This is a genomic window from Hominimerdicola alba, assembly GCF_900112155.1.
In the GTDB taxonomy this organism is placed as follows: domain Bacteria; phylum Bacillota; class Clostridia; order Oscillospirales; family Ruminococcaceae; genus Hominimerdicola; species Hominimerdicola alba_D.
In genome coordinates, this window is sequence record NZ_FOKQ01000066.1 from 1 (window position 1) to 12,631 (window position 12,631).

Annotated in this window: 14 protein-coding genes, 1 tRNA gene, 2 rRNA genes and 2 pseudogenes; 13 read left to right on the plus strand and 6 right to left on the minus strand. The window is 45.0% G+C overall.

The features are described 5' to 3' along the window. The 3 genes from BM265_RS18445 to BM265_RS18455 form a co-directional block, all read left to right on the plus strand. Positions 1–128: ribosomal RNA gene (locus BM265_RS18445) — 23S ribosomal RNA — on the plus strand; the annotation flags it as partial. Between the two features lie 61 nt (positions 129–189). Further along, positions 190–306: ribosomal RNA gene (gene rrf, locus BM265_RS18450) — 5S ribosomal RNA — on the plus strand. 147 nt (positions 307–453) lie between these two features. Next, positions 454–526: transfer RNA gene (locus BM265_RS18455), tRNA-Asn, on the plus strand. A 374-nt stretch (positions 527–900) separates the two neighbouring features. Here BM265_RS18455 and BM265_RS18460 read toward each other — a convergent pair. The 6 genes and pseudogenes from BM265_RS18460 to BM265_RS18480 form a co-directional block, all read right to left on the minus strand. Then, a complete protein-coding gene (locus BM265_RS18460; protein WP_074963407.1) occupies positions 901–1,707 on the minus strand; it encodes a hypothetical protein in 807 nt (268 codons plus the stop codon). A 17-nt stretch (positions 1,708–1,724) separates the two neighbouring features. Then, positions 1,725–2,060, minus strand: a complete 336-nt coding sequence (locus BM265_RS18465; RefSeq protein ID WP_081358526.1) for a YolD-like family protein — start codon at positions 2,058–2,060, stop codon at positions 1,725–1,727. Next, positions 2,053–2,916: a DinB/UmuC family translesion DNA polymerase gene (locus tag BM265_RS20805; protein ID WP_431768001.1), complete on the minus strand. Its 864-nt coding sequence runs from the start codon at positions 2,914–2,916 to the stop codon at positions 2,053–2,055. Before BM265_RS20805 ends, BM265_RS18465 begins: the two co-directional genes overlap by 8 nt. After that, positions 2,896–3,216 (minus strand): annotated as a pseudogene (locus BM265_RS20810) (DNA repair protein); the annotation flags it as partial. The pseudogene BM265_RS20810 and the gene BM265_RS20805, both read right to left, overlap by 21 nt. A 129-nt stretch (positions 3,217–3,345) precedes the next feature. After that, a complete protein-coding gene (locus BM265_RS18475) occupies positions 3,346–3,843 on the minus strand; it encodes an ImmA/IrrE family metallo-endopeptidase (RefSeq protein WP_081358527.1) in 498 nt (165 codons plus the stop codon). 21 nt (positions 3,844–3,864) lie between these two features. Beyond that, complete coding sequence (locus tag BM265_RS18480; RefSeq protein WP_074963408.1) at positions 3,865–4,263, minus strand: helix-turn-helix domain-containing protein; 399 nt, start codon at positions 4,261–4,263, stop codon at positions 3,865–3,867. 328 nt (positions 4,264–4,591) lie between these two features. Here BM265_RS18480 and BM265_RS18485 point away from each other — a divergent pair, with 328 nt between their 5' ends. The 10 genes and pseudogenes from BM265_RS18485 to BM265_RS18525 all read left to right on the plus strand — a co-directional run. Further along, a complete protein-coding gene (locus BM265_RS18485; RefSeq protein ID WP_074963409.1) occupies positions 4,592–5,314 on the plus strand; it encodes an ImmA/IrrE family metallo-endopeptidase in 723 nt (240 codons plus the stop codon). Next, positions 5,304–5,522 carry a hypothetical protein gene (locus BM265_RS18490; protein WP_013483859.1) on the plus strand — a complete coding sequence of 73 codons (219 nt, stop codon included), beginning with the start codon at positions 5,304–5,306 and terminating at the stop codon, positions 5,520–5,522. The genes BM265_RS18485 and BM265_RS18490 overlap by 11 nt, the downstream gene beginning before the upstream one ends. Before the next feature lie 390 nt (positions 5,523–5,912). Next, the gene (locus tag BM265_RS18495; protein ID WP_074963410.1) at positions 5,913–6,644 is read left to right on the plus strand and encodes a hypothetical protein; all 732 of its coding nucleotides are present in this window, start codon (positions 5,913–5,915) and stop codon (positions 6,642–6,644) included. A 122-nt stretch (positions 6,645–6,766) separates the two neighbouring features. Then, positions 6,767–8,143, plus strand: coding sequence for a DUF3801 domain-containing protein (locus tag BM265_RS18500; RefSeq protein WP_074963411.1), 1,377 nt, complete (start codon positions 6,767–6,769; stop codon positions 8,141–8,143). A gap of 152 nt (positions 8,144–8,295) precedes the next feature. Continuing rightward, positions 8,296–10,404, plus strand: a complete 2,109-nt coding sequence (locus BM265_RS18505; RefSeq protein WP_242940906.1) for a VirD4-like conjugal transfer protein, CD1115 family — start codon at positions 8,296–8,298, stop codon at positions 10,402–10,404. A 44-nt stretch (positions 10,405–10,448) separates the two neighbouring features. Beyond that, positions 10,449–10,853 carry a hypothetical protein gene (locus BM265_RS18510; RefSeq protein ID WP_074963413.1) on the plus strand — a complete coding sequence of 135 codons (405 nt, stop codon included), beginning with the start codon at positions 10,449–10,451 and terminating at the stop codon, positions 10,851–10,853. Positions 10,854–10,886: 33 nt separating this feature from the next. After that, positions 10,887–11,684 carry a hypothetical protein gene (locus tag BM265_RS18515; RefSeq protein ID WP_074963414.1) on the plus strand — a complete coding sequence of 266 codons (798 nt, stop codon included), beginning with the start codon at positions 10,887–10,889 and terminating at the stop codon, positions 11,682–11,684. A gap of 105 nt (positions 11,685–11,789) precedes the next feature. After that, positions 11,790–11,918 (plus strand): hypothetical protein, encoded by a 129-nt coding sequence (locus BM265_RS20945; protein WP_278288238.1) that lies wholly within the window; start codon positions 11,790–11,792, stop codon positions 11,916–11,918. Then, entirely contained in the window at positions 11,896–12,294 is a 399-nt protein-coding gene (locus BM265_RS18520; RefSeq protein WP_074963415.1) for a PrgI family protein, read from the plus strand. The genes BM265_RS20945 and BM265_RS18520 overlap by 23 nt, the downstream gene beginning before the upstream one ends. A gap of 123 nt (positions 12,295–12,417) precedes the next feature. Then, positions 12,418–12,631: pseudogene (locus tag BM265_RS18525) on the plus strand (IS110 family transposase); the annotation flags it as partial.

Here is a 12,631-nt window from a genome sequence, read left to right on the forward strand (position 1 = left end):
GCCCTTAAGATAAGATATCCCATCTTTATGAGTAAGACCCCTTGAAGACTACAAGGTTGATAGGCACAAAGTGTAAGTGCAGTGATGCATTAAGCTAGCGTGTACTAATTGGTCGAGGGCTTGTCCTAAATTATGTTAGTCCTTAAATGTTTCATTATTCAATTTTGAGGTTATTGTCCTCAATCTATAGTCGGTGATCATTGAGATGAGGTCACACCTGTTCCCATGCCGAACACAGAAGTTAAGCTCATCTTCGCTGAAAATACTCGGCGGGCGACCGCCCGGGAAAATAAGTTGTCGCCGGCTCTTCCCAAAACACTCTTCGGAGTGTTTTGGTATATCTGCCTCCTTAGCTCAGTCGGTAGAGCAATTCATAAGTTGTCGTACCCAACAAATGAGCTGAGAGGCATACATAATTGAAAGTTTCATATTTTCATAGAGACTTTCATATATTCCTCGTTAGCTCAGTCGGTAGAGCATGCGGCTGTTAACCGCAGGGTCGTTGGTTCGAGTCCAACACGGGGAGCTACAAAAAGCCCGAAAACACTATGTTTTTGGGTTTTTTCATGCGTATGAGTGGGCGGTGACATAAATTGTCGCCTGGTCATAATGCATAAAATCTATATTAGAAAATGTACATAGTATACAGTTCACTTGCTTGGCACCTCTTTTGATGTTAACCAAAAGTTTTGCATAATATTTTCATATCATTACTCGACTGATCTACGCCTTATTTCCGCGTGGTATGAAATCACCTCGGGGTTCTCGGCTTTCGTACTTAACTCAACTGGTGGGTGCATTGTTAGTTTGTTACACCGGATGTTTCAAGGGCTTGTTCCACATCGGAGCAAGCCCTTTTCTTGTTTAAACCATTTGCTTATCCATGTCGGGTTGTCATTCTCAAACTGCTGCCATTATTTCAATACTTTTTTCGAGCTTCTTAACCAGCAGTTCAGGTATATCCTGGTTAAAATGTAGCCATTCAAGCGCTAAGCTTCGATCACTCTGTAATTTCTCATCATCTGTGGAATCAAGAAGATGATATTTTTCAATTGCATTATTCCTGCGTTCATTTCTTTCCGAAACCATTCTGTTTGCTTCTTCCTTTGTTCGGAAGAGCTCGTGGTATGGAACATAATAGTCTTCTCCCTCACTGTCTTTGCAGAAGAAGAAAAATCCTTTGCGGTTTGTCACTGTGACCGTGATCACTCGTTCGTAGTTATCGACGTGATATGCAGTGGAACCAATGGTTATCAGCCCGTCTTCAGATGGTTTATTTTTTATTTCAAACTCTTCACGAAGGCTTAATATCTTTTCATCAGAAATCTGATATATAGTATAATCCCGTAAGTAACTTTTTCTCTCTATATATTCCGATACAAAATCCGTTAAAGAAATCCTTGTAGCAATAACCATGACTGCTTCTTCTGTAGCCGAGGGTCTGTACTCATACTCGAATGAGCTATAGTGTAACGCAGTGTTCATCCATTCCTGCACATATCCGAGAAAAATAACAAGCGTTCTCCTATATACATAAGATGCTACATCTTCGGACAGCTCCTTCTCCATTCTTACAAAGTCATCATCAAATTCGGGGAGAAGATATAGCTTGGCTATTTCGACCTCCTCGTCTGTTGCCAGAATGGTTTCATATCTGTCTATAACCAGCTTTTTGCCGTCCTTGCATGTTGAAAATATATATCCCATTTAGTCTTTCTCCTTATTTACAGCCACGTTTCCCGTCCGTAAGGAACATAGTCGTCAATATCCATTATATCATCAAACCAGATCTTCTGCTCGTTCACCACAAGAAACTTGTATGAATAATCAATGCGGCTGACCTTTCCTTTCTCAGTGATGTAGTTGCCGCACTCAAAATACTCGACCTTGACGCTGCTGCCTTTATTGATACGGTTCAGCTTGTCGGAGATCTTTGCGGCGGTCTCGTCATCGACCTGACGCTTGACCTCCTGTCCGTCTTCTTGGGCAAGAATAAGGTCATAGTAGCCTTTCAAACTGGCAAAGGGCATGAATATCTTTGCACGTTCTGCTCTATCCACCGCTGTGACCTCCTACAAGTGTATTTCGTATCATTGCCGTTGCGTCCTCCTGCAAGCTCATGCCGCGCAGGACAGAGTTTTTGCCGAACCTGTCCTTTAAGACCGAAACAGCATGAAGAAGATGCTGTTCCTTTTGTGCCTTAACATCGTCCTTGAAAAACGATAGCTGCTCACAGTGCTCATATACCAAGTCACCATAGCTGATACCGATTTGACGGATACTGTATCCTTTGTTTGTGGTGCTGTCGTATATTTTCAGCATCATCTCTGAAATATCCTTGTAGGAATTGGTGTGCTGTTCCAGTTTCTTCGAGCCACCCGTAGGGGCTATAACGTCATTACTGTAACGAATATACAGTGAAACGTGATTAGTGTACATAGCCTGTCCCACAAGCTCGTTCGTAAGGCTGTCCACCATTTCTTTCAGTATGAGCCGAGCACCTGAATGTGAATAATCTTTGAAAAGCACCTGACTGTTTGACAAAGAACGTGTCTTTGACTGATAATTCTGAACGTCGGCAAGTGTACATGGCTCCCTGCCATAAGCGTGGTCTATCAATATCTCGGCGTTCTTGCCGAAGGTTCGGTACATGGTTGCCTCGGGAATATGGGTTATCCCTTCAAGGTCATATACTCCGAAACGCTCCAGCCGCTGCGCTGTTCCTCTGCCTATACCCCAGATGTCGGTTATGGGGCGGTGCTTCTGAACAGTCGCAATAAAGGTGTCCTCGTCAAGAACGCCTATGTGATCGGGAACGTGCTTCGCCGTTATGTCAAGCGCAACTTTCGCAAGAAACATATTCGTGCCGATACCTGCGGTCGCGGTGATGCCCGTTTCTTCCATTATCTTGTCCATTATCGCATTGGCGAACTCTTTCGGGGTCATCTTGTATAACGAAAGATATGGACCGGCATTCAGAAAAACCTCGTCGATGGAATAAGGATAAACGTCCTCGGGGGCTACGAATTTCTTGTAAATGCCGTAGATATGCGCCGAAATGTTCATGTACATTCTCATTCGTGGCTTTGCAATGATGTAATCAAGGTTGTCAGGTATCTCATAAAGGCGGCAGCGGTTCTTGACGCCTTTCTTGTGAATGGCGGGAGATACTGCAAGGCAGATAGCTCCCTTGCCTCTCGATTTATCTGCTACAACGAGATCGGTCGTATTCGGGTCAAGGTTCCTGGCTACACATTCTGCACTTGCGAAAAAACTTGCTTAAATCCACGCACATATAGCAATTTTCTGCCATTGCACTCCCTCCCTTCATAACTCAAAATATCATCAGTTGAACAGTTCACGGTTTCCCCATGATAAATCGAAATCATAGCCGCGTTTGTTCATTTCTCCCAGCTTTATATATATGAGATTGGTGCTGTAGCCCAAAGAACTTGCAGCTTGAAATATGGTATAGCCTTCTTCAAACTTTTCCAGTAACTCATCTTCGTCAATAAGCAGCTCTGCGGCGAAAACGTTAGCTTCATTTTCAACTATGTTTTTCATGTTGAACAGTCCAAACTCCCGGAGCACTTTTTCCTTTGCTATTTCCGAATGAAGATAATAGTGTCCAAGCTCATGAGCACACACTATCAGCCGCTGAAACACATTTAATCGTGATGAAATGAAAATGCAGGGAACACCATCAATATATCTGAAAAAGCCCTGCTGATTACCCATGTCTGCTTCTTTTACGAGTATCCCCAGACTTTCTGCAATCTCAAAGGGGTCTCTCGTCATATATGTCAAAATAATTTGCATAACAAGAGCATAGATACTTTCCAATGTTTGAATACCTCCGGAACATCAAGTATTGTTGTCTTTATTCTTTTTTCTTATCTTTATTTCCCAGTAGGCTTCTTCCATGACCTTCATGATCTTGTCCGCGTCTTCCTCGGAAAGCTCGCCGCCCGCAAAAAGACCAGCTATCTCGTTAGCAAGATCCTCTGCCTGCTTTTTACCTTTGGCACCGTAACCATATTCGGCACACTTTTTAAAATCGTCTTCGGATTCGTTCTTTAAAAACTCTACGGGGACATTATAGTATTTTGCTGCCTGTTCATATATCCTGTCAAATCTCGGGATAGTTTCGCCCATTTCATACTGCTGCAAAGCTCTCCTTGAAATGCCTATTCCGTCTGCCGCTTCTCCCTGCGTCTTATCTATTGAAATGCGCAGGTTTTTTAGTTTCTCACCAAATGTCATAACTATTCCTCCGTTTGTTTGCGCTCAACTTGTTTTTAAAAAGCGCATCTAGTATAATTAAAATACCACAAAAAAGTGCATTTGTCAATAGGGTTTCCGCAAAATAACGTCAATTTATCTATTTTTTTGATTTTTGCGCATTTGAAATGCGCTTTTAGGTGCAAACTTACAAAATTTTAAATATTTGGCTAAATGCGCTTGACTTTGGATTTTGAAAGTGATATAATTCATATCGCAGCAAACGTGCAAGCCCCGGTCACGGGCGCTGATAGCTTAATATATCATATAACAGGAAAAAGATCAGGTAAAGTGAAAGGAGTAAAGAAACATGAACTACTATTTATCACCGAGAGCGCAGGACGAGATCTGCGAGCAGCTTATCAAGGATTTTGCAGGACTTTACTATTCGTACCAGCCCGTTGACATTGCAGGCTTTGCAAAGTCTATCGGACTGACGCTCAGATATGTTTCCTTCTGTAATGAGGAAGATGAAAAAAGGCTCGGTTTCTATTCCGACGGAGAAACTGCGGTAAACGTTATGACTAAAGAAGGTCCGAGGAGCGTGACCTTTCCCGCATTTAACATCCTTATAGCCAATGAACTTAAGGTTGACGAAAAGAAACATAAACGCCGCTTTACGCTGGCTCATGAGGTGTATCATCATCTTGAAACCGTTTTTAATAACGGAACCCCTATCGCGGCATACCGCACCGAGTTCAGCATGGAAAAGAAATGCTCTGTGGCAGAACTCAAAAATCTCATGGATAAAAGGGAGCTTCAGGCGGACAGAGGTGCTGCCGCGCTCCTTATGCCGAGAAGACTTGTGAGAAACACCTGCCGCTCGGTAATGGAGGATCAGCCTATATGTGTTTACGGTAATGATACCTTTGACAGAGAAACTCAGAACAAGCTCCGTGAGATCGCCGATTTCATGCAGGTATCCATGAGCGCACTCATTATCCGTTTGAAGCATCTGAATATGCTCGAAAAGCATAACATAAAAGAGCTTACGGGAGGCTTTTTCCTCGGAGGTGCTGCGAGTGACCACTGAGGCTATGTATAAATATCTTTCTATTTCCTCTATGGAAATAGACGCGGCAGGGCTGAACGAGAGGTTCATCAAATGCCCAAAGTGCAATTACAAGGTGCAGAGCGTTTATTCCGACTGCACCGGACATATGAATATAAAGTGTCCCAAGTGCAAGCGCATTTTTGCGATAAATCTTGCGTATTTCAGGACAGCAAAGAGGTATTTCTGAGAATACCCGAAAAAATACAATTGTATATAGACTAAGATTTCTAATCGTGCATAATTGGGACGGGAGAGAAACCCGTCTTAGCGGAGGCGCAGCGTAAAAAACTGCGGACTACCAAGCGCCGTACAAAATCTGACCGAAAAACCGGTATATGAGTATATCTGTACTCATGTACGCAGGCTTATTCGGTCGTTTTGTGCAGCGCTTTTTTTGTGCTCGATTTTGTACTGTGTTAGATAGCCCCTTTCCGGCATTTATGTGCGGGAAAGGGGCTTTTCGTGTTCTTATCGGCAAAATGGCTGTGCATGACAGCCAAATATCCATGATCTCCGTTTTGAATTTGAGCTTAACAAAAATCAATCAAAACATTTTTCAAAACGGAGGAAATTTATCATGAATAAGAATATCAAGGACGCAAACGTAAAGGCAGCAACAATCGGTGAGAAGGTTAGAATAAGGGTCGGTGATTACTTTTCCGATGACAATTCAGGCTTAGAGTTTTTCGATGTCAGCAGAGAAGCTTACTATGACCTTTGTGAATATAATGTGCTGATGAGAACCTGCACCAAGGAAAGAACCGATGAGAACGATGTGAGGATAGATATAAAGAAGCTGTATCCCCATCTGTGCAGTAAAAAGACAAAGGTATTTGTCACCAGAGAGATGTATGAAAGTCAGATGGACCACGTTAAAAATCGCAGGACTGTTCTTATCAAGGTCAAGGATATGCAGAAGGATTACAGAGACTGCCCCGTTTTTATGGAGGTCACGAATGAGTTGTGCATGACGTTAGCGGCTTACAGGAACGAGGATAATGCGGAAGATAAAAACTACAACAACAGATGTGACGGTTTGGGATTTGATGAAGATATCAGGGGTGAAATGGATGGGATATATACAAGTGATAACACAGAAAAGATCGAACGCTACCTGACAGTCAAGAGGGTTTTTGAGCAGTACGGGGAGATTCTCTGCCGCAGAGCGATAAAGTATCTTATTTACGATCAGAACGCAGCGCAGATTGCAAGGTCTGAAAATGTAAGTCCCAAGTCTGTGTGGGAGTCGGTCAATAAGATCAAAGCAATTGTAAGAAGCTACGGAAAAGAATACTTTGGATTAGCTTGATTTGTGCAAAAAGTAGATTTCGTTCTAACTGACCAGAAAAAAATGCTCTCCCGTTTCCTACCTTATGAGAGGAGTTGGTTGGCGCCCTCCTCACAGAATTGAAAATGAGAGGAGGGATGACCATGCACGGAGACGACGTTGCATCTGCCGGCGTATCTATGACCACGGAACTCATATCGAAAACCACCGATGTGATCCTGGAGATCATCAAGATAGAGCTCGACAAAGAACGTCAGAGAGTTAACGAGAAGCTGCAAAAGATCAAGGCGAACAAGCTGTCCGGAGGCGAAGTCAGCATTAAAAAGCTGAAATCGGGCGGCGAGATCGGTATGCTTCCGAGTTTTGATAAGTCTGACTACAAAGAGCTTGTCAAAAGGGCGAAAAAGCTGGATATTCCTATCGCAGGAGTGCAGGAAAAAGGTAAGGCGAATACCCTTTCTGTATTCTTCAACACGAAGGACAAGGCTGCCCTTGACAGCATCGTGCGTGACATTGTGCAGGAAAAGCTGAAACAGCCGACGCAGGCGGAGAAGATGATAACCATCGAAAAAACGCAGGTCGAGGGGTTTCAGATGTACTGTGGCGACCACGATATTCCCGTGAATTTCATGGAAGCGAAGGACGGCGTGAAGTGCATTTTTAACGGGGCATACGAGCAGCAGATAAATCAGGCTCTCGAAAACTACCGAAAAATGCAGAAGGAGCTGTCGAAGATCTCTGTCGAGGTCGTGAAGGAAAAGGGAAAACCGAAGATAGTTGTTACCGACCTGAACGACGGCAGGAAGCTCACGATGAATTTATGTACGAAGGCGCGACTGGAGCGTATGCTGAACGAGCGTATGGGCTTCGAGCCATTCAAGGCGGCGGAGGTCGCAAACGTCCTTGCGGGGCGGCTGACCGATGAACAGAAGAAGTTCTATTACAGCAGCTCGAAAATGGTCGAGCAGATGGATTACTTTGAAAAGGATATAAAGTTGGCAGACGATAATATCCTCACCGAGAAGTTTTCATTTGCGAGAATGAAATTCAAGGACGAAAAGACCCCGCACCTGACCATAACCGACAGCGAGGGCAACTTCGTGGTTCTGTCCGGGGCAAGTATCCGGCGTGATGAAGTCGAGAGGAATATCCGGAACTATCTCAAGGTCACGGACAGTGAAACGATAGCTGCGCTCATGGCGAAGGCTGAAAAGCTCGGATTTGCAGAAAAGGCTGTGACGCTGAATTTCAAGAATTTCGTCATCGAGCGAGAATCTCAGAACAGCTTTACGGTCACGGGCGGCAACACGGTGCTGCGACTCGATCTGACGGATAAGGAATCGGCTTTAAAGCAGCTGACGGACAAGTTTGGTATAAGCAGGGGCAAGGCTGAAAAGATCTTCAATAAGGCGAAGAAGCAGAGCGTTTCAATGAATACCTTGCAGAGAGCTAAGGCGAAAATCGCTAAGCCTACTAATCCGCTTACGAACAAGACAAGGAACAGGGGGGCGAGAAAATAAGTCGAGAGCCAAAGAAAGCGGACTTTATCACGGTCAGTATCTATTCGGCTCTCGCGGGTTTCACCGTTTACTTTTCGGCGGCGGTCGGTGCCTGTATGGACGTATCAGCCAATGAAAACGGCAAGGTCGATTTTGATTTGCTGTCCAAATCTTTGGATAGTATATTAAAGGACACCCGGCTCGTTTTTGAGCTTGTAAAAAGCGGCGGCTATGCTATGAAGATACCGCTGTTCACGGCTTTCGGCATCGGGCTGTATGCGCTGAATAAATATACCAGCCGTAAGAAATTTCATAGAAAAGGCGAAGAGCATGGTTCTGCTCGCTGGGCAAATACCAAAGAGATCAAGAGTCTGCTGGATAAGCCGAAAAAGGTCAAGCTGCCGTTCAAGGTCAAGGTACACAATTTCTTTAAAAAGCTGAAATTCTGGAAAAAGAAAGACAAGGCGTACACCATTGATAACAACATTATCCTGACCGATGAGGTCAAAATGTCGCTGAACACAAGGCAGACGAGGAAAAACCTGAATGTAATGGTAATCGGCGGCAGCGGATCGGGCAAGTCCCGATTTTACGTCAAGCCCAATCTCATGCAGGCAAACACCTCTTACGTCTGTACCGACCCGAAAGGAGAGCTGCTGCGGTCAACAGGAAAGATGCTCGAAAGCTACGGTTACGATATTCGGGTGTTCAACCTTATAGATATGGCACACAGCAATAACTATAACCCTTTCCAGTACATCTATGATGTGGACGGAAATTACAGTGCGACCGCCGTCATCAAGATGGTGAATGTGCTGATGAAGAACACCGCAAAGGAAAACAGTGGGGGAGACCAGTTCTGGGATGATTCGACGAAAGCACTTTTGGCGGCTCTCTGTTTTTATCTTGTGGAATGTGAAGATAAGTCAAGACAGAATTTCAGCGAAGTAATGAAGCTGCTGAAAAAGGCAGAGGTCAGGGAGGGCGATGAGGCATATATGTCCGATCTCGACCTTATCTTCGATGCGCTTGAAAATCCCGATAAATATACCGAGGAGGCTGAAAAGTTAGACAAGAGGGTCAAGGAGTTAAATCTGATCGACCTTGCGCAGAAAAACAAAAAGCCTCAGCAGTATATGTGCCTTAAATACTACAAGGATTTCAAGAAGGCGGCGGGAGATACGGCGAAGTCGATACTGATCTCGACAGCGGTGCGTTTGCAGGCGTTCAATATCCCCGAGGTAATGGACCTGACCTGCTGTGATAATATCCACCTTGAAACGATAGGCGACAGACCTACGGCGATGTATATCATTATCCCTTCATCGGACGATACGTTCAACTTCCTGGCGGCTATGATGTACACTCAGCTTTTCGATGTGCTGTATGACCGAGCGAATTTCAAGTACGGAGGGCGGCTGCCTGTTCATGTGCGCTGTCTGCTCGATGAGTTTGCGAACGTCGGCACAATTCCTCGTTTTGAGGAACTATTGGCTACAATGCGTTCTATGGAGATTTCTGCGAACGTTATTATCCAGAACCTCTCACAGCTCAAAAAGATGTACAAGGACAGCTGGGAGAATGTACTCGGCAACTGCGACAGCCTGCTGTTCTTGGGCGGTCAGGAGCCGACAACTCTTGAACATATTTCAAAGACGCTCGGAAAGGAAACGATAGATACCAGGTCGCATAACCGTACAAGAGGGCGGCAGGGGTCAACATCTGAAAACGACGGAATACTTGGTCGTGAGTTGATGACTATCGACGAGCTTAAGACGATGAAGGATAACGAATGTATCCTGTTCGTCAGGGGCATTTTCCCGTTTTTCTGCAATAAGTTCAAGATCGAGCGGCACCCGAATTACAAGCTGCTGGAGGACTTCGACGATAAAAACGCTTACCTTATCGGTGATGTGAATACCGTGAAGTTCGATCAGGCGGCGGAGGTCGATGACGATGACCTGCACACCGAGCCGGCAGATGACGATACTCCCGAACATGAATCTGTTCCCGAAAATACTACGCAGGATGATGAGCAAGATTGTCATGTGGAGAGTGTCGATACCGGGTCGCAGCAGCCGCACAGCCGTATTGCCGAGATGCAGGCGGCTGCCGCTATGATGAACAAAATACCTAAGCTGCCGGAGGACGGCGAGCCCGAACAGGCAAAGCTGGACGGCAAAGAGAGCGTTGTGATGGCAGAGCCGATATTTACAAAAGACAGTGATTTCATCGGGGTCGAAGATGAAAACTACCTCGATGATTATTACGATGATTTCTAATATTCAAATTATTCGACTTTCAATATGAAAAGGAGTGATGTGTAATGAGATGGATCCGCAGAAAGGTGGCTGAAATAAAGACCGCCTTCAGAGAGGATTTTACCCGTAATAATATGCTGACAACTGAGCAGCGTGACAGAAAGCGTGAGCGAGCCATGCGCAGAATCACGATGGGATTTATGGCCGTCATGATGATGACATCAGCGTTCGGTATTACCGCATTTGCCGAGGGTGAGGGTGACGGCGTTGAAACGTTTAACACGGTCGTTCAGTTCATCGTTGACTGGGTAGCAAGAATAGGTCTTGTTATCGGCTTTATCGGTGCGGTGCAGTTTGCCCTCGGTTTCAAGGACGATTCCGCAGACGGCAAGACAAGAGGTCTGATGTGTCTTGCATCCGGCTTTATCGTGTATGCGGTCGCTAAGGCTTACGATATGTTCACAGTATGATCTCCGGCTCCATAGAAGAAAGGAGTTGGTTAAATGGATCTTATAGATTGGGATACCGTCGAGGATTGGGTGTATGACTGGCTTTGTATGATAAACAACGCTTTCGACACCGCTATGAATACTCTGACGATCTCTCCGTTCAACAGCAGCATCACCGCCATTGATACGGCGCTTGCTGCTGTCGAGGGGGTGGCGCTCGTTCTTGTGTCGATGTTTTTTGCGATACAGCTCTGCAACGAAGCCATGCTCCTCAAAATACAATCATACGAACAGGTTTTCAAGGTTTTCTTCAAGTTCATTCTGGCTAAAGTTATTGTGCAGAACGCCCGCGGACTCATGGGGATAATCTACAACAGCTTCAATTCGGTGGCGTCAGGCTTGATAGAGGACAGTTATGGTTTTCTATCCGAGTTTACGACAAGCGACATACTTCCCGAACCCGATGAGGCGGGCTTTTTAGGACTTAATTATCTGGTGAAATACCTTGAAACGATGCCCACATTTCTCATATTAATGGGAGCCTGCTGGGTAATAAATCTGATCTTGATCGGACGAATTTTTGAAATAGTGGTATATACCGCAGTGTCCCCGATACCGCTTTCAACGTTTGCCGCAGAGGGCTGGCATGATACCGCAAAGGGCTTCATAAAGAGCTATGCGGCGGTCTGCCTGCAAGGGCTTGTGGTGGTTCTGATGTTCTATTCATTCTCGCAGGTCGTTGATCTGCTTGGCGGTGCAGACACAATAGGAATAACCATTGTGGCACTGTCATTGGCTCTCGGTGTGGCTAAATCGGGACAATGGGCAAGACAAGCCCTTGGTTGTGGTTAGTAGGAGGTGAATTGAATGGTCAAGAAGATAATCATATCCGTTGCGGTCATAGCTGCGGGAACAGTTGGTGCATTTATCGTGCGCAGGGTAAGGAGGAGATAAGAAATGCAGTTCATATACTGGGCGGCACTGTTCGTGGGACTGGCTGGGATACTCTATACAGTTTACGGACTTGTGCGCCTGAATGACTATTTTTACGAGGTGTACGCTTATGATAGAGATCCGTATTCCTAAAGAGATAAAGAATTACCGTGAAAAGCTGTTCTTCGGACTGACCCTGCGGCAGTGCATCTGTGCAGGAGTTTCGCTTGCGATTTGTGTTCCCCTGTATATCTGGGGACACCATTTTCTGCCGCAGGAGGCTATCTCGTGGATAGTCGTTTTCATCGCCGTGCCGCTTATGCTTACTGGTTTTTTCAGATATAACGATATGGCTTTTGAACAGTTTGCGTTTGAGGTGATTAACTTCTACGCAAGCCCTCAGAAACGCATTTATTCCTATGAACCGCCGTTTATGGAGTTCAGGAATACATATCTGTCGGAGGAGCTGACCGAGGAACTTGCGGCAAAGGGCAAGAAAAAGAGAAAGAAGAACAGAAAACACTTATGACCATACTGGAGCTTCCTGTAACCAAACAAATCAAGGGGTTGCAAAAAAGAACACCTCAGTGTAGAATGTAAATACTGACGATGCGAAAGTTAGTAATACAAACTACAGAAAGGTGTCCTCTATATGTATTATACACAAAATGAAAAGATTTTGCAAGTAGGAGAAGAAAAAATAATTGTCGGGATCGATGTAGGCAGCGAAAAGCACTATGCCAGAGCATTTGACTGGAGAGGGATGGAGTATTCAAAGAAGGCCTATGTGTTCACAAATGACGCAGAAGGATTCGCAGGCTTTTTTGAATGGATCACCGGGATCATGGAAAAGAGCGGAAAAGAAA